Consider the following 26,624-nt stretch of genomic DNA (forward strand, 5'->3'; position numbering starts at 1 on the left):
GAATGCAGATTATTACTGGGCGACTATATTTATAAATGACAGCCAACCAAATGAGATAACTGGGTGTCATACTCATACTGCAAAGGCGTTTAGGAGAGAAATGATGAAGCTTTTATCTAAGGCTATAAGTTGCCCCCACTGCGGGCATCATCAACATGTCACGATTGATGCTAGCTGTGGCGATCAGGATTATTATGATGATTGTCGAATCTGTTGTAATCCAATCCATATAAAAATGCATTTAGATGACAACAGGCGCACAATACAACTGTTTATTGATTCTGATGATGAGCAAATATATTAGGGACTGTGGCTCTCTGTTGGTGTAGTTGTTTGAGATAAAACCAATAAAGCTCGACAACTGGAGTGCTGCCTAGCTGTAGCAAAATTCACTTAACACGATTTATTAATGTGTTTTCGGCCGTTCCCTTCGGACAGCGTCTGTTGGCCATTTTAACTGCGTGCGATATCATCTTGTTACCTAAAGTCACTAGACTGTAAAGCCCCTGCCTTGTATCAATGGCCAATAATTCACATCAAAGACAACCTAAAAGGTTATACGGTCCCTAGTCACTATCAATATAATGACTTGGCATTAGCCTAATTGCTTTTTAGCCAGAATACGTTCAACTGTGTCAACAATAACTTGAGTTTGACTATCAATCTCGATATTCATTTTGTCACCAACTGCTTGCAAATCAAGATTAGTTAAGCGCAATGTTTCTGGAATAAGATGAAGTTTAAAACCGCGTTCCGTTAATTGCCCAACAGTCAAACTACAACCATTAACTGCAACAAAGCCTTTATAAAAAATATAATCCCTCCACTTTGCATCGACAGCAAGCTCGATATCGTAATGCTCAGGTGTATCACTAATAGATACAATTTGGGCTTGGGTATGAATATGCCCTGATAATATATGGCCACCTATTTCACTGCCGAAGGTGAGTGAACGCTCAATGTTAACTTGATCACCCTCTTGAACTTTGTCTAAGTTTGTCAGGCTTAATGTTTCTTCCATTACATCGAAGAAAACCTTATCATTCGCTATCTTAGTTACCGTTAAGCAAACGCCATTGGTGGCAACACTTGCCCCAATCTGCAAACGGTCAAGCAATTCAGGCTTTAGCGCAATTTCAAAACGTTTCAATCCAGCTTGCTGTTGAATCGAAACCACTTCACATGTGGCTTGTACAATTCCTGTAAACATAACATAACTCTCGTTTAATGATGGGCTAAATATGAACAACACCGGCTTTCAGGCCAAGCGATTAATACAACTTGCCTTACCTATTTTAATAGCACAAGTCACCCAAACCATGATGGGATTTATTGATACCGTTATGGCAGGACGCGTCAGTGCTGTCGATATGGCTGCAGTGGCTGTCGGCACCAGTTTGTGGTTACCAGCAATATTATTTGTGCAAGGCTTATTAATGGCATTCACTCCAGTATTTTCGCAGCATCATGGCGCGAATAATCAAAAGGTGATCCCAAATTTACTTTTTCAAGCTGGCTATATTGCCATAATTGGAGCTTTAGGTGTGATGTTCTTTTTAGCCTCTTCCAGTTATATTCTGGCGTTTATGGATTTAGAGCCCGAATTACATCGCCTCACGGTCGGCTATATTGATGGGATATTGTGGGGTGCACCAGCATTTGCTTTATATCAAGTACTTAGGGGTTGTAGTGAAGGTATTTCTTACACTATGCCAACCATGATCATTGGTTTTGTCGGTTTAGCGGTGAATATTCCTGCCAATTACATCTTTATCTACGGTGAGTTAGGAGTGCCGGCGATGGGTGGTGCTGGTTGTGGTGTGGCGACCGCTATGGTGTTTTGGGCGATGTTTATCTCAATGGCAATCTACATGTTAGTGGATAAAAAATTCATTGAGATTGCTCCTTTTAAACATTTTTTTGCCCCAAAATGGTCAACAATGAAGTCCATGAGTAAATTAGGATTCCCTATTGCTATGGCGCTGTTTTTTGAAGTCAGCTTGTTTGCCGTCATTGCGCTATTTTTGGCGCCATTAGGGGCTAACGTTGTTGCAAGCCATCAAATAGCACTTAACTTTTCATCTATGGTGTTCATGTTGCCATTATCAATTGGTATTGCCGCATCCATTCGTATCGGCTATTACCTTGGACGTGAGCGAACGGATATCGCCAAACTAGTCACCTATGTTGCCCTCGCCTTATCTTTGTCTCTAGCAATGATAACAGCAATATTAACTGTGATATTCAGACAAGAAATCGCCCTGCTATACAATGATAACCCTGCTGTGGTTGCTTTAGCAGGTAGCTTGATGTTAATGGCAGCACTGTATCAAATATCCGATTCAATTCAGGTTGTAGCTGCAGGAGCATTAAGAGGCTATAAAGACACCCGCAGCGCATTTTATATTACCCTCTTTTCATATTGGTTTGTCGGTATGACATTGGGTTATGTGCTTGCATACACAGACATTATTGTACCTGCTATGGGTGCACATGGTTTCTGGGCTGGCTTAATCGCGGGGTTAACTTCAGCAGCATTTTTATTTGGCGGAAGGCTAATCTACATCCAGCGCAAAGGGATCGTATTTGTTGAGTTAGATTAAGTTCGGCCTAATGCCAATTGTTGAATATCGTTAAAGCTAAAAATACGATAAATCAACTCAACAATTTGCCTTCTAGGCAGGCCAAGCATTAACAAACGTGGCTGTTTGCAACGCTTGTTAATGCTTCATTTTTTGAAACTTGTTTTTTTGTTAGCTTTATAGGTCCTTTTGGGTTTATAAGGTTTGCCCTTTCCTTTCAAACCAGTGAAAGTCACGACTTTAACCTCATTAATTAACTCATCTATGCTTTGAGTTATAGGGTCCATAAAGTGTGCATACTTGATTTCTTTTTGGCTAATAGCTTCAAGCTGTGACTCCCAATGTGCTGTCATATCGGGAATTGTCATCCGTGTTGGTAGAGAACAAATTAACTGGGTGCCGACCTCTGTCGCGCGAATATCTTTCCCCTTACGGGTCAGAAACTGCCTTTTAAATAATAACTCGATGATGCCTGCACGAGTCGCCTCTGTGCCCAGACCGTCCGTATCCCGCAATACCTTTTTAATAGAAGCATCAGTGACATAACGCGCAATACCTGTCATTGCAGCAAGCAAGGTTGCATCGGTAAAAAACTTAGGTGGCGTTGTTTGCTTTTCTTTGAGCTCAGCTTGCTGGCAGTCTACTTGATCGCCTTTTTCAACATAGGGCAAACTCGTTGCAGAAAACTCACCGTCACCTTGTGTGTTTGGCTTTGTGGGAAACAAGCTTTTCCAGCCTTGTGATACAACGTCCTTTTGCTTGGCAATAAATAATCCGCCTGATACCTCTGTATCAATTTGCTTATCGACATACTCAAATGGAGGATAAAACTGAATCAAATATTGGCGTGCGACGAGTTCATAAATGTTGTTTTCTGCCGCAGAAAGACGGCTCATATCGATTGATTTTGATGTTGGAATAATCGCGTGGTGAGCACTTACCTTAGCATCATTCCACGCCTTACTTTGTAAACTTAAATTAGCATTTTTAGCTGCACCATTTAATGCGGCGCATGAATGAGCAATGGCGTTAATTACCTGCGGAACATCATTTAAATGCTCTTTGGGCAGATAACGGCAATCTGAACGCGGGTAGGTAATTAATTTATGGCGTTCATATAATTGCTGACACGTATCAAGCACAGTTTGAGCACTCATTCCATACCGTTTAGCAGCGTCAATTTGCAAAGCAGATAAACTATAAGGCAACGGCGCAGGTGTAGATTTTTTATCTTGTGAGACCTTAACAATTTTGCCTGTTTGTCCTTGCACTCTGGAGATGACATTCATAGCTAACGCTTTAGACAAAACACGATTGTCTTCATCCATATAGGGCTCACAGGCTTTGCTGGGAAGCCACTTAGCTTGATAAAACTCTCCAGACGGGGTTTTAAATTGACACACGACTTCATAGAAGGGTTTAGAGATAAAATTGGCGATTTCAAGATCACGGTGCACCACCAACCCAAGCACGGGTGTTTGAACCCGGCCAATAGACAACACACCGTTATAGCCTGACTGACGCCCTTGTAGCGTACATAAGCGAGTCATGTTGATACCATATAGCCAATCAGCTCTGGCTCTGGCTAAGGCTGATGTGGCTAATGGAATAAAGTCGGTATTTTTACGCAGATTGTTTAGGGCTTTTGTTACCGCGGCTGGATTTAGGTCGCTAATCAAACACCGCATCACTTGAGCTTTTTGGGCTTTAGACACACCACAATGATTGATGACCTCATCAATTAGGATCTGACCAACACGATCTGGATCGCCCATATTAACAAGTACATCAGCCTGTTTAATGAGCTTTTTAACCACAGTGAATTGCTTTTTGGTACTGGCTTTAACAACCAACTTCCATTCTGTAGGCACGATTGGTAGATGCTCTACCGCCCACTTTTTATAATCGGGGTTATATGCTTCGGGTTCGGCCTGCTCGAGCAAATGGCCGATGCACCAAGTGACCACATCACCATTAGCCGCTTTAATAAAACCATCATTTTTTTGGTGTGGTTTGGGTAAGACATCGACTAATGCCCGACCAAGACTCGGTTTTTCTGCAATAAATAATCTCAAATTGGTTTACCTACCATCATCGGATTAGTTTTATACATTTGCAGCACTGATATTCATGCGGATATGCATCGTTTATCGATACAAAAAACCATAACTGAATTTCACGAATATAAAATACGCCAACAAAACACTGTATATAATAACAGTAAAATAACTGAGCGGTTTAGTTTTAGCAAGCGCAGATAACTAAAAACTCACTCCAATGCCTGTAGAATGGCGATTTAATTAATCTCAGCTCGGAAGACTAAATCGATATCAAATAGCCACTTGCACTGCTAACAGTGTTGAATTTAGTGGTAATAGGCCAGCTATTGGCTCGTAAATTGTGCCTTGTTACCAGCACAAAGTGCAAACTTGGCCGTGATAAGTAGTTGAATATAGATATTTAAATATTGCTTATTGATATCTCAAGTTCTAGTTGCGGTTAATGATTAATTGAGGATAGCGGATCAGCCATTGTTTTTGTCCGACTCTTTGCTCAAAGACGGTTAATAAACGTCTAGGGTTGTGGGATAACGTCAGATTAAACAAATGCTCAATACCAAAGGCAAAAATAAACATTAATTTTAACGGCGGATGAAATGCATCAACTGTAGTCAATTGAACAGAATAATGTTGTTCATTGACGATACTATCTATTAGTTTAACCGCTACCGCCGTTTGTTTTTCAGGCCAATACTCCATCGCATCAAGGCAACAAAGATAAGGTGCATCGCCATTACGAATATGCATTCTTGCCTGATTTTTTACCGACCAATTCAGCGTAATAATGTCATTCAATAATTGCTGAATGAACAATTCAGTGTGCTCACTCAAATCGGAAGCACAGAAGTAAATCACATCAATGTCATTTAGAGCACTGGTTGCAAATCCGTGTAGTTTATCCCAGACTAAATTTCTGACAAACCCTGCAGCAATTGCCCAATCTTTAATGTTTAAGCGATTAAAAACCACAGAGCAGGCGGTTAATGCCTGCATGCGCATCTCATCTTGCTCAAACCAAGTGGTTAATAAAGCCAACTGGGTTTGGGAGGAATGATTGTTGGATAGCGGTGTTTTGTCATCAGTTAACATCAATAGAAATTAACTCGCATCAGCTTGCTGTTCTGGAGCGGCTTGAATAAAGGCATCTAATTGATGGCAGTTTTCCCAAATACGCACAATATTAGGATAGGCGGCTAAAGGCACATTAAAGCGCTTGGCATTATATACTTGTGGGATCAAACAAATATCAGCCAAAGTCACTTTATTTCCAAAGCAATACTCGCCCGCATAACGCTCGAGTTGAGTTTCCAACGCGCTAAAGCCTAAATGGATCCAATGAGCATACCATTGCATTTTTTGGCCTTCATCTATGCCCATTTCTTTTACCAAATATTGTAAAACCCTTAGATTATCCAGTGGATGAATTTCACAGGCTATCGCTTGTGCCATGCCTCTAACGACGGCTTTGTCTTCAAGATTTGTCGGCAACACATTAATTTTCGGGTACTTCTCTTCTAAATACTCAATGATCGCTAATGATTGGTTTAAACTAAATTCACCCAGCTCATTACTATCAACTAAGGTAGGCACGAGATGTTGAGGGTTCAGGTGGTGATATGATTCACTATGCTGTTCGCCACCATTGTTGACTAAGTGCACTGAAATATGATCGGCAGATAACTGCTTTAGATTAAGCGCAATACGTACACGATAAGCAGCACTCGAACGCCAATAGCCATATAATTTCATATCATTTCCCCTATAAAAAAGGCAATAACACTGCTGTTATTGCCCTAAATTTTCACAATTGACTAAGGTGTTACCCTTTGTACTCGACAACTTTTTGATCAATAGAACCGAAAATGCTGACATTGTTCTCATCAAACATTTCAATACGAACGGTATCACCAAAACGCATGAAAGGAGTACTTGCCTTGCCATCTGCGATAATTTCAAGCATACGCTTCTCCGCTAAACAGCTTGAACCCGCACTGCGATCATAATTAGAAATCGTGCCCGAACCAATAATCGCGCCAGCACCTAATGGACGAGTTTTTGCGACATGAGACACTAATTGACTAAAATCAAAGGTCATGTCGACCCCCGCATTAGGACGACCAAATAATTCACTGTTTAAGTGTGTCACTAATGGTAGGTGTACTTTGCTGTCTTGCCACTTATCGCCAAGTTCATCTGGGGTAATAGCAACAGGAGAAAAAGCACTAGACGGTTTTGATTGGAAAAAGCCAAAACCTTTGGCAAGTTCACCAGGAATAAGGTTACGTAATGACACGTCGTTAACCAGCATCAGTAATTTAATGTGTTTGGCGGCGTTTTCGCTGCTAACACCCATAGCAACATCATCAGTGATAACTGCAATTTCAGACTCAAAATCGATACCGTATTCTTCGCTGGCCATTTCGATATCGGCTTTAGGAGCAATAAAGCTGTCAGAGCCACCTTGATAAACCAATGGATCTGTCCAGAAGGTTTCAGGCATTGCAGCGCCACGGGCTTTACGTACTAATTCAACGTGATTGACATAGGCACTGCCATCAGCCCATTGGTAAGCTCGTGGTAATGGCGACAAACATTTAGACTCATCAAATGCGATGGCATTGTCCATTTGACCGGCATTTAATGCTTCGTACAATTCTTGCAGTTGTGGGTTTAATAAATCCCACGCATCAAGTAGCTGCTGCATAGTGTGAGCAATTGCAGGTACAGCAACAGCTTTAGTTAAATCTTTGCTTACCAACATCAGTTGGCCATCACGACGACCATTATTATAACTTGCAAGTTTCATTATTGCTCCTAAATTCAAAACATCTGTTAGCCATAAAGAAGGCGGGCTAAATCAGACAATGACAGCTTGATTAATGATAGAAATAACCGATATCCCACACAATAAATAGCTTATGCGCTGAATCACATTTTTTATCTTTAACCCCTATTTTGTAAATATTTATATACACTTATAATCAAGGCCTGAAAATGATGATTTTCAAGCCTTGCTTTGTTCAGATTGTCAGCAAAAAATTGGCATTAAAACGTTACACCATTTTATTACGCCTCGATTAGCGCTTTTTTGAAATACTATAATCACGCAATTTATTGGCAATTGCAGTATGTGAAACGCCAAGCTTTTTAGCTAATTGCCTTGTGCTTGGATAAGCAGGATACAAACGACGTAACAAATTAGCTTCGTACTCTTTCATGGCCTCATCTAATGTGCCTTCAAACTCTTCATCAAAATAGCCAAAACCTTCCGCATAAGAAGGAAGCTTTAGCTGTTCTACTGTTAATTCAGCCGAACCATCCCACATTGAAACCGCCCGGAAAATGGCATTTTTTAACTGACGCACATTTCCAGGCCAGGCATAAGTGAACAGATAATCACGACATGAGGCAGAAATACGGCGTAACGGGCTAGAAAGTTGCTGGCTGTAATGCTCTAAAAACATTTCTGTTAGTGGAATGACATCCACTTTACGCTCACGCAATGATGGCATGTGATAACTAAGCACATGAATTCGATAATATAAATCTTCTCTAAACTCACCCGCTTGGCAAAGTTCAGCCAGATTTTTTTGAGTAGAACAAATGATCCTTACATCGGCGCGTACTTCTTCATCCCCGCCCATGCGTCTAAAAGCACCATCTTGCAGTAAACGTAATAATTTAACCTGAGCAGCCTTAGACATTTCGGCTATTTCATCTAAAAAGACTGTGCCGCCTTTAGCTTCTTCAAAAAAGCCCCGCTTGACCACTTGACCATTACTGACAAAACCAAATAACTCTTCTTCTGCCACACTGTCAGGCAGCGCCGCACAGTTAATCGCAATAAAAGGATGTTCTCTACGCATACTGGCATCATGGCTAGCACGTGCCATTAACTCTTTGCCGGTACCCGTTTCGCCGGTAATTAATAACGGTGCATCAAGTTGAGCCATACGTTTAGCTTGCTTAAGCACGTCTTTCATCTTGTCGCTCACCGCTAACACATTATCAAAACCTGTAGTTTGGTTTTGTAATGCATTGAACTGTTTACCAACTCTGGCAGGTGATTTAAGAGAAACTACCGCGCCTGCAAGAATGGTTTTATCATTATCATCAGGCAAGTAAATAGGTAGCATTTCAGCTAAATATTCATTGGAATTAATAGTCACACGGGATGCAACAGCGGGAACTTGAGGTTCACTTAGCCAACGGGAAAAATTGAAACCTTGCACCCAATGATTAAGCGATTCATCAACCACTTCATGCTCAGCCATATTTAGGGTTAACAATGCCGATTCATTCACAATCCGTATGCGCCCTTTTGAGTTAAGCGAAAAAACAGAATCAGGTAAGGTTTTGAGTAAGGTTTTTAATGCATAATGCTCTTGCTCTGATGGCATAAATGACACAGTACGCACATCGTGCACACTTTCCACTTTACGAATAAGTGGCATCAGTTCTCGCAGCATTTCAAAACTGATTTCGGCAAATTGTAAATACAAAAAACCTTTGTTGCTGGCATCAATGGCAATCAAATTTATGCCATATTTTTCAAGTACGACGAGGATGTCTTTCGCGAGGCCGACGCGATCGTTACAGCTCACTTCCAAACGCATAATGCTTTGATTCCCTAATTTATTAGTGTTTTCTTTGGAAACTGAGCATACGGTAGTGTGTTATGTGGGTGGTGGCAAGTGAAGTTTACAGCAGAATTGTAACAGAGAAAGAATTCAGCACATTACGTTAACGTAACATGCTGAATTGAAATGTCTTGTTGTTAATCTAGTAACTGGTCGGTCTTGGCAGCCATAATGAAATCATTCTTGTGCAGACCTTTAATTGAATGTGACCACCAAGTCACAGTAACCTTACCCCATTCGGTAAAAATTCCTGGATGATGAAATTCTTCTTCTGCTAAATCAGCTAATTTATTACTGAACGCCATTGCTAATTTAAAGTTTTTAAATTTATATACACGTTCTAATTGCATCACGCCATCACGCACTTGTACTGCCCAATCAGGGATCATTCTAACCAATTCGGCAAGCTCTGCATCGGTTACTTTTGGGGCATCAGCTTGACAAGCTTCGCATTTCATTTCGGATAGTGCGGTCATTGGAACTCCTAAATACATCTTAATTTACTGTTTATTTTGAAAAAAACTATTTAACTGATAGACAAGTTAACTGCTAGCCACTTTTACTTTGGGGGCAAATGTAGGTTCAAACATCCCTAACTCACGGGCTTGCTTTACGTAAGCCATGATGTCCATTTTGGCTATTTCATCCAAGTAATCAATGTGTTCAATCACATAATATATTGGCTGCATAATATCGATACGGTAAGGGGTGCGCAGTACATCTAATAAATCAAATGGACGTCGTTCAGGCTTATCACCCAGTGCATATAATGTTTCGCCTGGCGAACTTAAAATGCCACCGCCATATATGTTCAATGGCCCCTCTTTAGCTTGCATCAAACCAAATTCAACCGTGAACCAATATAAACGTGCCAGAAATACGCGATCTTCTTTTGAGGCGGCTAAACCTAATTGTCCATACATATGCGAAAAATTTGCAAACGCGGGATTAGTCAGTAAGGGACAATGGCCGAATACTTCATGGAAAACATCTGGCTCTTGCAAATAATCAAATTCTTCCTTAGTACGGATAAACGTCGCTACAGGGAATTGCTTACTTGCCAATAATTCAAAAAACTTACCAAAAGAAATCAATGCCGGCACAGCGGCCGTTTTCCAGCCAGTGGTGTTGGTTAAAACACGATCTAAATCCGGTAATTGTGGGATTTTATCCACTGACATATTAAGCGCATCAATTCCTTGTAAATAGGCATCACACGCACGCCCTGGCAAGTTAGTTATTTGGCGCTGATACAGCTGCTGCCAAAGGTCGTGTTCTTGCTCAGAATAATTAATATATCCTTGGCTATCAGGTTGGTGAGAAATATACTTTGCTGCGTTACTCATAATTCCACTTTACGTCAACTTCACTGCATTCATATTGTGTCATCCGAACAATTTTGTTAACTACCTCACAGTTTATAGTCCGTGCAGCAACAAGCTTGAATTGTAAACATATAAATACAGATTGCACATAAAACTAAAAATGAACAATAAAATCAGCACTATACTTTGGATAAGTATTGTTCCATCTGGTGACAACATGTCGCTAAAACCAATTAAATTTAACTTAAATACTGGGTTTTTATAGTAATTCTAGTCAGCTGAATTACAATAACTGTAATAGAACACCTCAATGCTCAATACTTTTTAGGAATTAAACATGGCAATTTTGGTTACTGGCGGTGCAGGCTATATCGGCACTCATACCGTGGTGGAATTATTAGCTATCGGACAGGATGTCATCGTTATAGACAATCTTTCAAATTCAAGAATCGAAGCCCTAAAGCGTGCTGAAAAAATCAGCCATAAACCAATCACCTTTTATCAAGGCGATGTGCTTAATAAAGCCTTATTACAAAAAATATTTGCAGATCACGTTATTGATTCAGTCATTCACTTCGCTGGCCTAAAGGCTGTTGGAGAATCGGTTGCCAAACCACTTAAATATTATGAAAACAATGTCACCGGCACCATAGTCTTATGTCAGGTTATGGCTGAGTATCGTGTGAAAAACTTGGTATTTAGCTCTTCAGCGACAGTTTATGGTGAACCCGCTAGTTTGCCCATTAAAGAAGACTTTCCTACAGGAGCAACCAGTCCTTACGGTCAGTCTAAATTAATGGTTGAACATATTTTGACAGATCTCTACCGCTCTGATCAGGAATGGAACATTGCCTGCTTACGTTACTTTAACCCCGTTGGTGCCCATGACAGTGGATTAATTGGTGAAGATCCAAACGATATACCCAATAATCTTATGCCATTTATCTCACAAGTTGCTGTCGGTAAACGCGACAAACTAAGTGTATTTGGTGGCGATTATGACACGCCAGATGGCACTGGAGTGCGTGATTATATTCATGTTGTCGACTTAGCAATGGGGCACTTAAAAGCTTTAGATAAACTGAATACGCAACCTGGGCTGGTAACATATAATTTAGGTACAGGCGTAGGTTACAGTGTTTTAGATATGGTTAAGGCATTCGAAAAAGCCTGCGGTAAAGCAATTGCATACGAGATAACTGACCGAAGAGCTGGCGATATTGCAGAATATTATGCCGATCCCAATTTTGCGGCAAAAGAATTAGCTTGGACCGCAACACATTCAATTGAAGATATGGCAAGCAGTACCTGGAAATGGCAATCAAATAACCCAAACGGTTACAAACCTAACTAATTTTCTGTTTAATTGCCTGTTATTTTGGCAAGGAGTGACAATGAGTCAAATCGACCAAGGTCGTCGACGTTTATTTAACCGTCGGAATAGTTCAGCATTAAGACCTCCTTGGGTAAAAGCTGATATTGAATTTACCGATATTTGCACTCGTTGTGACAATTGCATAAAAGCTTGCGAGACCCATATCATCAAACGCGGTGATGGAGGGTTTCCTGAGGTTGATTTTACTATTGATGAATGCACTTTTTGTCAAAAGTGTGTAACGGCTTGCAAAGAACCTATATTTGATGCTCAACAATCTGTGCCTTGGACAATTACCGCGTCAATTAAGGATTCTTGTTTAACGAACACGGGTGTATGGTGTCAAAGTTGTAAAGATGCCTGTGACCCAAGAGCGATCAGCTTCGTTATGGCTGTTGGCCAAGTGCCTAAACCCGTTATTGACGTGAGTGCCTGCACAGGCTGCGGTGCCTGTGTATCACCCTGCCCTTCTGATGCGGTTACTTTGGCAAGCACCTGACAAAACACATGTTCAAGACTGCTTGGATATGATTTTTTATTTACATGCCAGTCAAAATGATGATACAAAATCAATTACAAGATTGAAGCTAACAACACGTCAATAATAACAAGAGTTTTAACATGTTCACTCAAAAAAAAGACAGTCCGCAACTGAGTTTTATTGCCCAAGGCTGTGAACTAACAGGTGATTTTAATTTTAACGGTGATGTAATGATCAGCGGGAAAATACTTGGAGACATATTTACGCAAGGCAATTTGGTTGTTGAAGCTGGCGGCGAAATCAACGGTGATATCCAATGTCAGGATATAAGTATTACCGGTTTGGTTAAAGGCACAGTGCAATGCCAAAAACTGCACATATCATCGACCGGGCTATTTGAAGGCGATGCCTACTGTGAAAAGCTAGAAGTCATTGATGGTGGACAATTTTTAGGCCAACGTCATCGTGATGCTAAATTGAATATTGCTTAATGTTGATAACTTAATTTCACTTCGTTTTAGCAAGTAGAAACTACAGTCTTGCTTGAGGATAACGCGAACATTTATCTTCAAGTGCCAACCAAGTCACCTGGTTGTCAGTGAAAATATGATAGTTTGGCGTCACTAGATTGGGGTTATCTAATGTGGCAATAGAGAGCGTGAGATAATCAGGGTGATCCATATGACGATAGCTAACACTGCAGCCACATTGCTGACAAAATCCTCGGCGGATTTTTTCGGATGAAGCAAACTCAGTCACATTACCCTTTAACCAGTTCACTTGCTGATGCTTAAAATCCATCCACACCATCATCACTGCACCGGATGACAACTGACATTGGCGACAATGACAGTAATCTGCATCAAACGGCGCTCCGTCTATTTGATAGCGGATCGCACCGCATAAACACCCACCTAGCAAAATTTCATTGGTTTTCATCATCTCCCCTTAAACTAAGCCTAAAACAGAAAACCCATAAAAGATAAGCCACTAAAGCGACTTCAAATGAGTTGAAGAACCTAAAGGCAAGTGGCAGTTTGCTGATTGAATCGATTCATTTTTGAAAATATCTAAGTCACTCCATCGGCATCGGCATCGGCATCGGCATCGGCATCGGCATCGGCATCGGCATCGGCATCGCAGCAATTACATCCGCGATTTAATCGTTTTAAGCAAGCAAATATCTTAAGTGTTGTTGATTGTTGCCTGTTGTTGCCACTCACGAAGTAAACTCACCATCTGCTTAGGATCTCTATCAAGGGCATCGTGTGAAATGTACAAATGGTAGCCCAAATTTTCTGCTAAGGTTTCACTGCGACGCCCAAACATAGCTAATACGCCGCGATAGCGCTCACCATGACTGACAAAAGGGTTAAACTCTGCACCTATGTAACGTTCTAAACTTTGTAAGTCTTCATCGTGAGTGGCGGCTGTCATCAACAATGGGCGTTGCTCTGTTAACAGTCCAGTTGCTAACCGAGGCGAAATAGAATCTAAAATAGGATTCATCTTTTTCACTTTAAAGCCAAGATAGGGCAATTCGAATAATTCCATATTTTGAGTAACACGTGCATTATCCAGTCGTTGAATATTATCCCACCCTATTGTGAATTGACCTCGACGATGAAAATACGTCAATCCAGCCTTAGTCAATTCAAGACTCACAGCAGGCTCATTTAACTTAGCAATGCCCAATAAAAGCCCTACAATCGACAAGCCGAAAATAACTAAAGAAAAAGCGAATAAATGGCTTAGCTTTATAAATAAAATCAGACTCAATAATAATCCTACCGCTCCTGATATCGCGAGTGTAAGGCCATTACGCTTGGTTTGCGGATGAATCGTTAACGTCTCACTCATTTATATCCGCCTTAGGCATCACAACCTGATTCACCATTTGATCTGCTGACACGCCTTTTATTTGAATCCACAGCATACCGAGATATTCATGAATACTTTTCTGAGAATTAAGTAAGTTATCGGCATCAAGTCGCCACCATAACCCTTTATTAGCAATAAAGTTTCCCGGCGCGGCTTCTGCTTGCATACCTAACGAGTTGAAAATCATCATCGAACGAGGCATATGAGTAGCAGATGTGACTAACCGAAAAGGCTGTTGACCTACTAAAGAGTATAAAAATATGGCTTCTTCTATCGTATCTTTGGCATCGGGGAAAGTGGTTATTTTATTGGGATTAATCCCTAGCTCAATGGCGGCCTGTTTCATGACATTGGCATGAGCCGATTGCATAAAACCGCCATTCCAGCCACTAACAACCAATTGGCAATCTTTACCAAGCGATAATTGGCGTATGCCTTCCATTAATCGGCCTAATGCCACAGAGGATAATTGTTGTACTGCTGTCAAATCGGCTTTATCACTGTGACCAGAGCCAAGCACCATTACCCAACAAGCGGAATGAGGTGTAAAAGCTTGTGAATTAATCGGGTATTGAGACTCTAGCGAGTCCGCTAAAAAATAGCTAATGTTTGTTTGACTTAACCCACCCAGTAAAATCATCGCGCCACAAAAGCACAACCAAGCCAACGACTTGAGTTTTAACGATGAAAAACGCCAAAGCGCCACGGCTAAAAGCATCAGTAATATCGTAAGTGGAATGGGCATAAATAACTGTGAAACGATTTTTTTAACCCAGAACATCTAAACCAGTCCTCTTGACAACAATCGCAATAGTGTAACGATTTGATTGATATATAGCGAAACCATTTTGCTTGTGACAAACAAAAATGCCATTGATGATTCAATGGCATTTAACATGAGAAGTCAGTTTGGTTATTACTTACCCCATAACCAAGCTGCACCTCGGACACCTGATGATGCACCAAACAGGTTTTTAACCACTGGCGTGCGGCACTCTCGGCCTACTACATATTGAGGTAAGACTTTTGGCAGCTCGGTATAAATGGCATCTATGTTAGACACACCACCACCCAACACAATCATGTCTGGGTCCATCATATTAATAACGTGAGCCAAAGACCTTGCTAAGCGGTCAATGAAACGATCAAAAGCTTGTTTAGCAAATTCGTCACCATCTGCCATCATTTGCGCAATTTGAATACCGCTTGAGGCTTCACCGCCCGCGGCACGAAAGTCACGCACAAAGCCCGTTCCTGAAATAAAGGTTTCGATGCAATCCTTATTACCACAAAAACAGTCGGTAGAATTATGTTCTTCAGCAGTCATCCATGGCAGTGGATTATGACCCCATTCACCACCAATACCATTCCCGCCTTCATGTACCCGACCATTAATCGCGATGCCTGCACCACATCCAGTACCAATAATGCCACCAAATACCACGCCTTTTCCGGCAGCGGCTCCATCAACAGCTTCAGAAACTGCAAAACAATTGGCATCATTGGCTACACGAACTTCACGATCTAAACGTGAACCTAAATCTTTATCTAAAGGATGACCGTTAATCCAGGTTGAATTGGAGTTTTTGACTAATCCAGTAAAAGGCGAAATAACCCCTGGGATCCCAACACCTACAGAGCCTGTTTCTGCTAAATTAGCTTCAGCCTCGTTGACCAGACCGATAATGGCATCAAGCGTCTCTGGATAATTGCGGGGGGTAGGAATACGTTTACGAAAAAGTTCATCACCGTTATCAGCCAATGCCACTAATTCAATTTTAGTCCCACCAAGATCGACGCCCATACGCATCATAACTTGTCTCTCCATTTGATTATTATTAATTAGATTCCATATTGGCCAAGGTAAAAAACGCAGTTATTTACGCTCAAACCATGCTGCTGAAGCAGCAATAAAATACGGGTTTAAAATGTTTTCTTTTTGGTTGTACTGTAATGGCGTCAATGCCGGGTATTCCATTACAAGACCACCAGCTGCCTCTAACACGGCTTGAGCGGCTGCGGTATCCCACTCACTTGTTAGTCCCAATCTTGGATACACATCGGCTTGGCCTTCAGCCACCATACAAAATTTCAATGAACTGCCCACACTGAGCATTTGATGCTCGCCAACGGTATCTAAATATTCAGCCACATCTGGACTTATGTGCGAGCGGCTTCCCACTACAACAGGAATAGATTGGATAATACGCTGACTAATATCTAAATTTTCAACTTGTCCTTGATGTGCAAGCCAAGCGCCTTCGCCTAAAATACCGTAATAACATTTATCTAAAACTGGCGCGTAAACAACGCCTGCTATGGCTTTACCTTGATGAATTAATGCAATATTAACGGTAAATTCACCATTACGTTTTATAAACTCTTTAGTGCCATCTAATGGATCAATAAGCCAATAAGTTTGCCAGTTTTTACGGGTTGCCCAATCAATATTGGCATCTTCTTCGCTCATGATCGCAATATCTGAAAAGTTTCTCGCTAAGCCATTAACAATGACATTATGACTAGCAATATCAGCGGCCGTCACGGGGCTATCGTCCTGCTTAACCTCAACCTGCAAATCTGTTTGCGCATAAACAGCCATAATGGCATCACCAGCTTGTCGAGCAATAGTGACTATTTGCTGTAATTCAGCTTGAGAAAATTCAAAAATAGACAAATTAAATCCTTAGCAAAACATCGATAAAATATGAAAACGTAATAAATATTATGCCACTGTTAATGCTATTGATTTATAACTATTTGATTGCACTTCAATCAAAAACAACTAAAACCGATGTTAACCTTGCATTCTCCCAAATGAATACATTCGATTAACATCCATAAAAGAGATATTAAGCTAACCGTCCAAACAGGCAAAGGAAACAGTGCATCCTGCATTCGTATTCAACGTAAGTGATGCAATCAGACACACTGAATTTAAAGCTTCAAAGTCATTAATGAATCAGTTTGATATTGTCGATTTGCAGTACAACCCCTTGTTGATCGCCCCATTTGGGGAAAATAACAATCGGCGTATCCACTTTGGTTAAATCTAGGGTCGATCCGCTATTAGCCAACAAATCTGTTAGGGCAATATCATAATGGGTCCAAATACCCAGCTCCGGCGCGCTAATATCAAAATCCCCAGAACTACAGGGTGTTTGGCAATCCATTTTAATTTTCATGCTGCGTACATCTCGAGGATCAGCCACCACATTCAAATCAAATGACAAAGTATTAAAACCACTAAAATCCATTACCGAACCCGTGCTTTGGTAAAAGCCAACGGCTTCATTGGTATTAAAAGTCAGCTGGGTTACTATTTTGTGTTCGCCACCAACATCAACTTGCTCTTCAATTAACTGACCCGATGCCGCAAATAAACCAAAAGCATAAGGAGCAATCGCTTTATCATCGTAAACAATTACATTGGCTTGTTGTGCAACTTGATATTCGTAACGAATATTATCAAGTTTAAGTACCACAGCGCCTGTAGGCTCAATCACAAATGGGTTTACAACATCAGCCAAGTTAACCGTGCTTCCAGGGGAAAAGCGGTTGCCGTTTGTTACCAGACTTGCCAATGGCACTCGCACTTGCTGCCACTCGTTTAAGTTAGAAGGTAATGCAATACTGGTGTCACCAACGTTTGGCCAACCGCTGTCGACTTTTATCAAAACTTCAGTGCCTTGAGCCATTGACACAATATTGATGTCAAAAACTAACTCACCTAACGCCTGCCAATGGGCTAAATTTGCCCGCTGTGGATATTCAAAAAATAGATTGCCATTGGCGCCTGTTTTGCTAATTTCAAGTATTTCACCTCTTACTTCATCTGTAACGACAGCGTGGCTGATTGCACCATCTGGATTATAACTACCAAAAGACAATCCGCTTGCCAATGCGGAAGAATCGCCATGGCTAAATAAACTAAAAATGGGGCCTTTACCAAATTCATTGCTTGACACTAAAATTTCAGGCGCCTGATGACCCGGTACCAGAATTGCTTCTTCGCCTACACTCGCACAGCCCTCCCCCGTATTAGGATAATCTGCACATTCATACACCCGCACATAATCTATTAACATTGACTGTGGGAAAATACTGTCATCAATACCGGTATTATTGACATTACCCGCCCAAGATCCTCCTACAGCAAGATTCAACAGCATATGAAATGGCTGATTAAAAGGTGCATCTCCGGGCGCATTGACTAAATCACCATTATCATCGATATATTGACTATACCAACCAGAAGATCTTTGGGTTGCATAGTGAATGTCGTCGACATACCAACGAATTTCATCTTGTTGCCACTCTAATGCGTAAACATGAAAATCATCGGCGGGATTCTGCTCGTTCGGTAAATGGTAATCTTGGCCACTATAAACATTGTTTGGCCATGACTTGCCAAAATGTAATGTGCCATGCACTTTAGATTCTGGCGCTTGATTATTGGTAACCGTCTTTAAATTGACCGCTTCCATAATATCAATCTCACCCGAACCAGCCCAAGGACCATAAACCGCATCGGTTGGTAACATCCAAATGGCCGGCCATGTACCTTGCCCTTGAGGTAATTTGGCGCGAATTTCAAAACGACCATACTTCCAATCTCCTTTATTTTTAGACAGTAATCTGGCCGAGGTATAATCAAGGGTTTTAGAAGAATCTAGAGGATCATAATTAGGATCTGCATCATTTACAGCCGGCCCTGAAAAGGTTTCCTTATGCGCTGTTATGGTGAGTAAACCATCAGAAACGGTCGTGTTTTCCGGTCTATCGGTATAACACTGCGCCTCTCCATTACCGCCACCATAGCAATCAACGGCAAAACTCCACTTACTACTATCAACACTGCTACCATCAAATTCATCTTGCCATACCATTTGCCAGCCAGTTAGGGCTGGGGGGACTACCACTGGAGTTTCATCAACACTGATACTGTCAGAACCACAGCCAATCAAAAATAAACTAGACAAGGCAATCGTTGTGAAATTTAAGGCCAATTTTTTACGAGTGTTATTATGCTTCATTATTGCTCCTAAACGGATGAATATCGCGCATGGTAGATAACAAACCTCTGACATAGGGTTCATCAACAGCTTACTTAGCACAAATCTTGAATGAGTTTGGCTAAGCTTTCCTTTTGTGAGGAAAGCTTGCCAGGGTAAAAACAAATTGATGTTGCGTTATTTACACCGCATGTTTGCTATGACGTTAATCGCATTGCACGGTATTGAGTTGCTGTTTAGCTTGGATCACCACATCGCTAAAGCTCAGTTGCACTTTTGCAGCCGTAGCGAGGTAAAATGGCGACACGATTTTACTGAAATCCATAGTGTCTTGATTAAAACACCTTAATGACACACTAATATTTTGCCACTCGCTAGGTTTCACTAACCCAGCAATATCGAACTGCGGACGGCACTCACCTTCGCAAGCCATACCAAGCCACAGGGGATGTGTTAAGTCATTATCCACCTTGATACTCAATGACAATGCAGCCTCAGAGTCACTAAATGCGCGAAAATCTCGAGGAAAATTACTGATTAAGCCAACAGTACCAAGCTCTGCGCCATTAAATTTAACTAAACGGGCATCTTCTTGGACCACTCTATCCATAGTGCGAATGGTTAATGCGCTATTACTTGCTACACTGCTGGATAATCCCTCACGTTCAGTTGGAGTAGCAATGAACATTGACCATGGCGATTTTACCGCTCGTTCAAATAAAGCTAAATCTTCCAGTGTTTGAGCTGATGATAAATTGTCTTCAGATAAACCCTCTAAGGTAATATGCTCAGAGAGGTTTGATTGGTAACTTAAACCGTAGCCATAGGGTAATAAAGGTAAATAGACTGTTGAGGCTGCACCACTTTGATGATCTAAAGGTCGATTAACAGTCGTTTGCTGTGGCGTTGCAGGCCATGAAAACGATAGCTTACCCTTAAAGTCATATTGAACCTTGCCTTCAGCATTAGTAAATAATACATCTGCTACCCCATTACCTTCAGAGCCTGGCAACCACGCTGCAACAAATGCATCAGATTGATTAAATTCAGCATTCACCCACATCGGGCGACCACTGATAAATACTGACACCACAGGAATACCTTGTGAGGTCAACTTTTTTAGTAAAGCAAGGTCGCGTTTATCACCACGTTGATACTCTAAGTTATCAATGTCACCGTTCCCTTCTGCATAAGGCTCTTCGCCAAAAACCACAATTGCGACATCTGGTTTGTTAGCAACATCAAAATCACCATTAACGTTCAATGTGGCAGTGCCGCCGGCTTGATTTACCGTGGCGTTAATGCCAGAAAATATTGAACTAGCACCAGGAAAATCACTATTTTGATTGTCTGTTCCTTGCCATGTAATGGTCCAACCGCCTGATTGCTTGCCGATATTATCAGCAGCATCGCCTGCCACTAATACATTTAATTTGGGTGATAATGGCAATAAATTTTGCTTGTTTTTAAGTAGCACTAATGACTCACGTACAGCTTGTCTTGCTACTTCACGATGACTCTGTTGACCAATCAGTTCAGTTTTACCAGACAGTGGACGTTTTGCAGGACTTGGTTTATCAAATAATCCTGCACGAAACTTAACCCGTAAAATACGACTCACTGCGTCATCAATTCTTGATAAAGCAATATCGCCGCGCTTAACTTGCTCGATAGTATTATTGTATAAAGGCTTCCAAGCTGCTGTCGGCACCATAAATATGTCTAAACCCGCATTAACCGCTTGGGCGCATGATTCATTTGTACAGCCATCCACTTGTCCGTGACCGTTCCAATCACCAACAACAAAGCCATCAAAAGCAAAACGACCTTTTAATACATCGGTAAGAAGATACTGATTACCATGTATTTTTTCACCATTCCAGCTATTAAATGACGCCATAACAGATTGCGCGCCAGCCGATAGTCCGCCAACATAACCTTGAGCGTGAATAGCATAGAGGTCATGTTCACTGGCAATATTATTGCCTTGATCGACGCCCTTTTCAGTACCACCATCGCCAAGGAAATGCTTCACCGTAGATAACACGTGTTGATCTGTTAAAAAGTCACCCTCTACTGCACCTTGTAAACCTTCAACAATTGCAAAAGAATACTCTCTCACTATACGGGGATCTTCTGAATAGCCTTCATAAGTGCGGCCCCAGCGGTCATCTCGCACGACGGCAACGGTTGGCGCAAATACCCAATCAATGCCGGTGACCATCACTTCTTTTGCGGTAATGGCAGCAATTTGCTCAATCAACTTTGGATTATCAGCTGCGCCTAAACCAATATTATGTGGAAATAACGTCGCGCCAATAACATTGTTATGGCCATGAACCGCATCCGTACCCCACATAGTGGGTATCGAACTACCGTCTAGCGAATCATCAATCGAAGCCTGATAAAAACTTTCAGCCAGAGCAATCCAGTCGGCTGGAGTCGCATGTTTATCATTGTTTGGATACGCACCACCACCATTTAGGTATGAACCAAAACCATATTTACGCATATCTTCAACCGTAATATCACGTATCTCAGGTTGGATCATCTGTGCCACTTTTTGCTCTAATGTCATCGTGGCAAGTAATGCTGCAATTTTCTGTTCTAGTTCAGGGTCAACTTTAATCGCCGGTGCTTGTTGCGGCCAAATATTAATATCTTTGACCACTTTAGCCGTGGCAACTTCATTAACGTTAATTGCCGCAGAGGGTTGGGTACTTACCTCTTCATTCAGCACTTTTGAGCGAGTTTCACCTTGTTGGCCACAAGCTGATAACCCCATGACTAATGCAGCAGAAACCATGATAGCTGCTCGGGTTACTGGTAGTACATTCATTAAAGTATTACCTAAGCCATCATAATTTGTCGTTATTGTTGTTCGCATTTTATGCCCCTATCAAACTGATGTGCTTGGACGTTTAGCATCACAGCCAATCAATCCGTAGTAACAAATAAAACCATAACAAATTAGCGGCAACACAAAGGCTAATTGGATCCCTAATGAGTCAGCAAGCATACCCTGTAATAATGGCACTATCGCCCCTCCGACAATGGCTAAACACAAAATACCTGAACCTTGGCTGGTGTGCTGTTTAAGATCTTGCAACGCCAAACTAAAAATGGTTGGAAACATAATTGAGTTACATAATCCCACTAATAACAATGCCCACATTGCGGTTGTACCCGCTGAAAACATAGCCGTCGCGACGAGTAAACAAGCACATACGGCATTAAACGCTAACACCTTGCCGGCTTTGACTTTTTGCATGACTAATGCGCCGATGAAGCGGCCAACCATGGCACCACCAAAATAATACGCGATATAATTTGCCGCTTGAGACTCGGTTAACCCACCGATTTCGTCTTGAGTTAAAAAGTTAATGAGAAAGCTACCAATGCCAACTTCGGCGCCAACATACACAAAAATACCAACCGCCCCCAAGGTTAAATGCGGAAAACGCCACGCACTACCTGAAATCGGTTGTAGGTTTGCTGAAGTGTCTTTTTTGCCAAGAAGAGGTAGTTTTAAAAATAAAAACAGAATCGCTAACATGAATAAAGCCGCAGCCAAAATCAAATAGGGTACCTGAACAGTGCTAGCCTGCTCTACCGCGGATAATGAGCTAATCGCTTGATCTAACTCAGTAACTGAATCGGGATGTTCAATGGTTGACAAAATTAACCAACTACCAAAAAATGGCGCAACCGTTGTGCCCAGAGAGTTAAAGGCTTGAGTCATAGTCAGGCGAGATGAAGCCGTTTCAGCGGGTCCTAGTGCACTCACATACGGATTCGCTGATACTTGTAATATAGTAATACCTGAAGCTAATACAAAAAAAGCGAATAAAAACATATTGTAAGAGGCAAAGCTGGCTGAAGGATAAAACAATAAACATCCAACGCAGGCAATAACAAGTCCGGTAATAATCCCTTTTTGATACCCAATCTTTCCAACTAAATTACCGGCTGGAATAGACACAATAAAATATGCGCCAAAGAAGCAAAATTGTACCAACATCGCCTGGGTGTAATTCAACTCGAACATGTTTTTAAGGTAAGGGATTAAAATATCATTTAAGCATGTTAAAAAACCCCACATAAAAAATAGCGAGGTCAATGCGAACAACGCAAAACGATAATTTCCACCTTGGTGTGCAGCATCTTGTGTCGCATCAACTTGAATTGATGCATCAGTTGTGGGCCCAGCCATATGTTTTCATCCATTTTATAGTTATATGTTTATTGCGAAATCTTACATCAAGCAAGGCATCGCGCTTTAGCGTCTAAAACTTGTGTTGACCTTTTATCAATTTATCACTAGTCTCAATGTAAGCGCTTTCATTTTTAACATAACGATAACTGTTGTCAACGATTTTTGATGACAACTAAACAATTTTTAAAGTGCTAACTGAACCGAAAAGATAAACAATGAAGTGAATTTGAACTGAGTTTTAAATACGTTAGCATCAGAATGACCTCAATTTGAACTTGGCCACTTTACAAAAACTAAGTGAATTTAAATATGAAAATAACCTTACCACCCGAATCTCCAATGCTATCAAAAGACTTTACCTTTGGTGTTGCAACGGCTTCATTCCAAATTGAGGGCGCTGCCGATACTCGCCTACCTTGTATTTGGGATACCTTTTGTGCCCAAGCGGGTAATATTCGTGATGGTTCTGATGGCAAGCAAGCATGTGAGCACGTTAAGTTATGGCAGGAAGACGTTGAACTTATCGAATCACTGAGTGTAGATGCTTATCGATTTTCTATTTCATGGCCTAGAGTGATCAAACAAGATGGAAGCCTAAATCAAGACGGCGTTGATTTTTACATTCATTTATTAGACCGACTTAATGCGAAAGGCATTAAGCCTTATGTCACGTTATATCACTGGGATTTGCCGCAACATATTGAAGATGAAGGTGGCTGGCTTAACCGTAAAACGGCATTTTTATTCCAAGACTATGTGGAAAAAATCGTTATCGCATTGGGTGATAGAGTTTATTCTTACGCTACATTCAATGAACCTTTCTGTAGCGCATTTTTAGGCTACGAAATTGGTATTCACGCCCCAGGAAAAACTAAGGTCGCCTTCGGACGCCAAGCTGCCCATCATATATTGCTTGCCCATGGATTAGGCATGCAAGTATTACAACAACTCAGCCCTAATACTGAAAATGGCATAGTGCTAAACTTTACGCCATGTTACCCGCACACACAGACACCTAAAGATATCACCGCGGCTAGAAAAGCTGATGAGTATATGAATCAGTGGTATATCAAACCTTTATTCGATAAGTGTTATCCAGAGATTATTAACGACCTAGCGCAAGCCGACCGTCCGATTGTTGAACCTGGTGACTTTGATATCATTGCACAAAAAATTGATTTTCTTGGGATAAACTTTTATACCCGAGCGGTATATGAAGCAAACCCAGATACCCTCTATGCCCAAATTGATATGCTAAACGCCCCTAAAACTGACATAGGGTGGGAAATATACCCACAGGCATTTACTGACTTATTAGTCTCTCTCCACAATTCATATAATCTGCCGCCAATTTTTATAACCGAAAATGGCGCAGCAATGGCAGATAAGATTATTGATGGCAAGGTTATGGATACTGATCGCATCGACTATTATCAATCTCATTTAAACGCCGTCAATAATGCAATCACACAAGGTGTAAATGTGAAAGGTTATTTTGCCTGGAGCTTAATGGATAACTTTGAATGGGCTGAGGGTTATTTAAAACGTTTCGGTATTGTATATGTTGATTATCAAACCCAACAACGTACCATAAAAGCCAGCGGTCTAGCTTACCGTGACTTAATCGGTTCCCGTTAACGGCTCCCGATAACATAGTCAAAACTCATAAGAATAAGAGGCTAAAATGGTCAGCATAAAAGAAAAAATCGCCTACGGACTTGGTGACACTGCCAGTAATATTGTGTTTCAAACAGTGATGTTATTCCTCACTTTTTTCTACACCGACATTTTTGGGATCTCACCTGCATTTGTGGGCACCATGTTTTTAGCGGTCAGATTAATTGATGCTGTCACCGACCCCTTGATGGGTGCGCTTGCAGATAGAACCAATACCAAATGGGGAAAATTCCGCCCCTATTTGCTTTGGTTTGCCCTGCCCTTTGGAATAATCAGTGTTTTAGCCTTTACCACGCCAGATTTAGGTGAAGAAGGCAAAATGATCTATGCGTTTGTTACCTATACTGCGCTGATGATGGTTTATACCGCGATTAATATACCATACTGTGCCTTGGGCGGTGTCTTAACTGCGGATCCTAAAGAGCGTGTATCAATTCAATCCTATCGATTTGTATTTGCTATGTTAGGCGGTTTATTAGTTTCAGGCTTAACCTTGCCATTGGTCGACTTCTTAGGCCAGGGTGATAAAGCTAAGGGCTATCAACTGACAATAGCAGCCATGAGTATTCTTGGCGTGGCGATGTTTTTAACTTGCTTTTGGGGAACCAAAGAACGCTTACATCCTCCGGTTGATCAGCAATCAAGCTTCAAGCAAGATTTAGGATTTTTACTCAAAAATGACCAGTGGCGCATACTGTCTATCGCTGCTGTGTGTTTGCTGTCAGGTATGGTATTAAGAACCAGTCTCGCCATCTATTACGTCAAATATTTTTTAAACATGCCTGACTCAATAACCTTATTTATAACCTTAGGTATGTTAGGCAATATTTTTGGTTGTATGTTGGCACAACCTTTAGCTAAAAGAGTGTGTAAAGTAAAAGCCTACATTAGCTTACAACTAATTGCGGCAGCATTATGTGTTGCCAGCTACTTTGTGGCTGCCGACCAAACCATGTTAGCCTTTGCCATGTTTATTCTTTGGGGATTCACCTTCAATATGGCCACACCATTGCTGTGGGCGAAAATGGCCGATGCCGTTGACTACGGTCAATATAAAACTGGCGTACGTATTACCGGAATGATTTATTCGTCAATTATTTTCTTTATTAAGCTAGGCGTTGCTGTTGGTGGCGCGGCTGCGGGTTGGTTGCTTTCTGGCTATGGATATCAAGCGGACACAACACAAACGGCTGAAGCGTTAAATGGTATTTTACTGTCATTTACCCTTTATCCTGCGCTAGGTTCGATACTGGTTGCAATTGTCATGCGCTGGTATGTTTTAGATTCAAATAAAGTGGATGAAGTACATTTAGCGTTGAATAAACAACATTAAATTAAACGCTATTTTCTCAAAAACAAACTTGGCTTAAGG

24 protein-coding genes are annotated in these 26,624 nt (G+C 41.2%); 7 read left to right on the forward strand and 17 right to left on the reverse strand.

What is annotated here, in order from left to right; translation table 11 throughout:
• The first annotated feature begins 103 nt into the window (after positions 1 to 103).
• Positions 104 to 304, forward strand: coding sequence for a CPXCG motif-containing cysteine-rich protein (locus NE535_RS00640; protein ID WP_261296942.1), 201 nt, complete (start codon positions 104 to 106; stop codon positions 302 to 304).
• Between the two features lie 291 nt (positions 305 to 595).
• On the opposite strand, the gene NE535_RS00645 is transcribed toward NE535_RS00640, so the two are convergent.
• Positions 596 to 1,210 carry a riboflavin synthase subunit alpha gene (locus NE535_RS00645; RefSeq protein WP_261296765.1) on the reverse strand — a complete coding sequence of 205 codons (615 nt, stop codon included), beginning with the start codon at positions 1,208 to 1,210 and terminating at the stop codon, positions 596 to 598.
• Between the two features lie 31 nt (positions 1,211 to 1,241).
• Here NE535_RS00645 and NE535_RS00650 point away from each other — a divergent pair, with 31 nt between their 5' ends.
• Entirely contained in the window at positions 1,242 to 2,603 is a 1,362-nt protein-coding gene (locus NE535_RS00650; RefSeq protein ID WP_261296766.1) for an MATE family efflux transporter, read from the forward strand.
• 125 nt (positions 2,604 to 2,728) lie between these two features.
• Here NE535_RS00650 and NE535_RS00655 read toward each other — a convergent pair whose 3' ends face one another.
• The 7 genes from NE535_RS00655 to phhA form a co-directional block, all read right to left on the reverse strand.
• Complete coding sequence (locus NE535_RS00655; protein WP_261296767.1) at positions 2,729 to 4,657, reverse strand: DNA topoisomerase III; 1,929 nt, start codon at positions 4,655 to 4,657, stop codon at positions 2,729 to 2,731.
• Between the two features lie 414 nt (positions 4,658 to 5,071).
• On the reverse strand, positions 5,072 to 5,731 hold the full coding sequence (locus tag NE535_RS00660) for a nucleotidyltransferase family protein (protein ID WP_261296943.1): 660 nt from the start codon (positions 5,729 to 5,731) through the stop codon (positions 5,072 to 5,074).
• 9 nt (positions 5,732 to 5,740) lie between these two features.
• The gene (maiA, locus tag NE535_RS00665; protein ID WP_261296768.1) at positions 5,741 to 6,391 is read right to left on the reverse strand and encodes a maleylacetoacetate isomerase; all 651 of its coding nucleotides are present in this window, start codon (positions 6,389 to 6,391) and stop codon (positions 5,741 to 5,743) included.
• A gap of 70 nt (positions 6,392 to 6,461) precedes the next feature.
• Positions 6,462 to 7,448 (reverse strand): fumarylacetoacetate hydrolase family protein, encoded by a 987-nt coding sequence (locus tag NE535_RS00670; RefSeq protein WP_261296769.1) that lies wholly within the window; start codon positions 7,446 to 7,448, stop codon positions 6,462 to 6,464.
• A 271-nt stretch (positions 7,449 to 7,719) separates the two neighbouring features.
• Positions 7,720 to 9,258: a transcriptional regulator TyrR gene (gene tyrR / locus NE535_RS00675; RefSeq protein ID WP_261296770.1), complete on the reverse strand. Its 1,539-nt coding sequence runs from the start codon at positions 9,256 to 9,258 to the stop codon at positions 7,720 to 7,722.
• Positions 9,259 to 9,419: 161 nt separating this feature from the next.
• Positions 9,420 to 9,758 carry a 4a-hydroxytetrahydrobiopterin dehydratase gene (locus NE535_RS00680; protein ID WP_188839443.1) on the reverse strand — a complete coding sequence of 113 codons (339 nt, stop codon included), beginning with the start codon at positions 9,756 to 9,758 and terminating at the stop codon, positions 9,420 to 9,422.
• A gap of 66 nt (positions 9,759 to 9,824) precedes the next feature.
• Positions 9,825 to 10,628: a phenylalanine 4-monooxygenase gene (gene phhA / locus NE535_RS00685; RefSeq protein ID WP_261296771.1), complete on the reverse strand. Its 804-nt coding sequence runs from the start codon at positions 10,626 to 10,628 to the stop codon at positions 9,825 to 9,827.
• Between the two features lie 316 nt (positions 10,629 to 10,944).
• On the opposite strand from phhA, the gene galE reads away from it, so the two are divergent.
• The 3 genes from galE to NE535_RS00700 all read left to right on the forward strand — a co-directional run bounded on the left by galE (position 10,945) and on the right by NE535_RS00700 (position 12,954).
• The gene (gene galE / locus NE535_RS00690) at positions 10,945 to 11,961 is read left to right on the forward strand and encodes a UDP-glucose 4-epimerase GalE (protein ID WP_261296772.1); all 1,017 of its coding nucleotides are present in this window, start codon (positions 10,945 to 10,947) and stop codon (positions 11,959 to 11,961) included.
• Between the two features lie 40 nt (positions 11,962 to 12,001).
• Complete coding sequence (napF, locus tag NE535_RS00695) at positions 12,002 to 12,481, forward strand: ferredoxin-type protein NapF (RefSeq protein ID WP_261296773.1); 480 nt, start codon at positions 12,002 to 12,004, stop codon at positions 12,479 to 12,481.
• Between the two features lie 122 nt (positions 12,482 to 12,603).
• Positions 12,604 to 12,954 carry a bactofilin family protein gene (locus NE535_RS00700; RefSeq protein WP_261296774.1) on the forward strand — a complete coding sequence of 117 codons (351 nt, stop codon included), beginning with the start codon at positions 12,604 to 12,606 and terminating at the stop codon, positions 12,952 to 12,954.
• Between the two features lie 40 nt (positions 12,955 to 12,994).
• On the opposite strand, the gene NE535_RS00705 is transcribed toward NE535_RS00700, so the two are convergent.
• The 9 genes from NE535_RS00705 to fucP form a co-directional block, all read right to left on the reverse strand.
• On the reverse strand, positions 12,995 to 13,402 hold the full coding sequence (locus NE535_RS00705; protein ID WP_261296775.1) for a GFA family protein: 408 nt from the start codon (positions 13,400 to 13,402) through the stop codon (positions 12,995 to 12,997).
• A gap of 131 nt (positions 13,403 to 13,533) precedes the next feature.
• Positions 13,534 to 13,686, reverse strand: coding sequence for a hypothetical protein (locus tag NE535_RS00710; protein ID WP_261296776.1), 153 nt, complete (start codon positions 13,684 to 13,686; stop codon positions 13,534 to 13,536).
• A complete protein-coding gene (locus tag NE535_RS00715; RefSeq protein ID WP_261296777.1) occupies positions 13,649 to 14,323 on the reverse strand; it encodes a DUF2982 domain-containing protein in 675 nt (224 codons plus the stop codon). The genes NE535_RS00710 and NE535_RS00715 overlap by 38 nt, the downstream gene beginning before the upstream one ends.
• A complete protein-coding gene (locus tag NE535_RS00720) occupies positions 14,316 to 15,125 on the reverse strand; it encodes a YdcF family protein (RefSeq protein ID WP_261296778.1) in 810 nt (269 codons plus the stop codon). Before NE535_RS00720 ends, NE535_RS00715 begins: the two co-directional genes overlap by 8 nt.
• A gap of 135 nt (positions 15,126 to 15,260) precedes the next feature.
• Positions 15,261 to 16,157 (reverse strand): fructokinase, encoded by an 897-nt coding sequence (gene mak / locus NE535_RS00725; RefSeq protein WP_261296779.1) that lies wholly within the window; start codon positions 16,155 to 16,157, stop codon positions 15,261 to 15,263.
• Positions 16,158 to 16,220: 63 nt separating this feature from the next.
• Complete coding sequence (gene cysQ, locus NE535_RS00730; protein WP_261296780.1) at positions 16,221 to 17,021, reverse strand: 3'(2'),5'-bisphosphate nucleotidase CysQ; 801 nt, start codon at positions 17,019 to 17,021, stop codon at positions 16,221 to 16,223.
• A 277-nt stretch (positions 17,022 to 17,298) separates the two neighbouring features.
• A complete protein-coding gene (locus tag NE535_RS00735; protein ID WP_261296781.1) occupies positions 17,299 to 19,380 on the reverse strand; it encodes a glycoside hydrolase family 16 protein in 2,082 nt (693 codons plus the stop codon).
• A gap of 184 nt (positions 19,381 to 19,564) precedes the next feature.
• Positions 19,565 to 22,246 carry a glycoside hydrolase family 3 protein gene (locus NE535_RS00740; RefSeq protein ID WP_261296782.1) on the reverse strand — a complete coding sequence of 894 codons (2,682 nt, stop codon included), beginning with the start codon at positions 22,244 to 22,246 and terminating at the stop codon, positions 19,565 to 19,567.
• A 12-nt stretch (positions 22,247 to 22,258) separates the two neighbouring features.
• On the reverse strand, positions 22,259 to 23,572 hold the full coding sequence (gene fucP, locus NE535_RS00745) for an L-fucose:H+ symporter permease (protein WP_261296783.1): 1,314 nt from the start codon (positions 23,570 to 23,572) through the stop codon (positions 22,259 to 22,261).
• Positions 23,573 to 23,884: 312 nt separating this feature from the next.
• Here fucP and NE535_RS00750 point away from each other — a divergent pair, with 312 nt between their 5' ends.
• Positions 23,885 to 25,213 (forward strand): GH1 family beta-glucosidase, encoded by a 1,329-nt coding sequence (locus NE535_RS00750; protein WP_261296784.1) that lies wholly within the window; start codon positions 23,885 to 23,887, stop codon positions 25,211 to 25,213.
• A 46-nt stretch (positions 25,214 to 25,259) separates the two neighbouring features.
• A complete protein-coding gene (locus NE535_RS00755) occupies positions 25,260 to 26,585 on the forward strand; it encodes a glycoside-pentoside-hexuronide (GPH):cation symporter (protein ID WP_261296785.1) in 1,326 nt (441 codons plus the stop codon).
• Positions 26,586 to 26,624: the final 39 nt, after the last annotated feature.

It is taken from the genome of Shewanella holmiensis, assembly GCF_025370255.1.
Lineage (GTDB): Bacteria > Pseudomonadota > Gammaproteobacteria > Enterobacterales > Shewanellaceae > Shewanella > Shewanella holmiensis.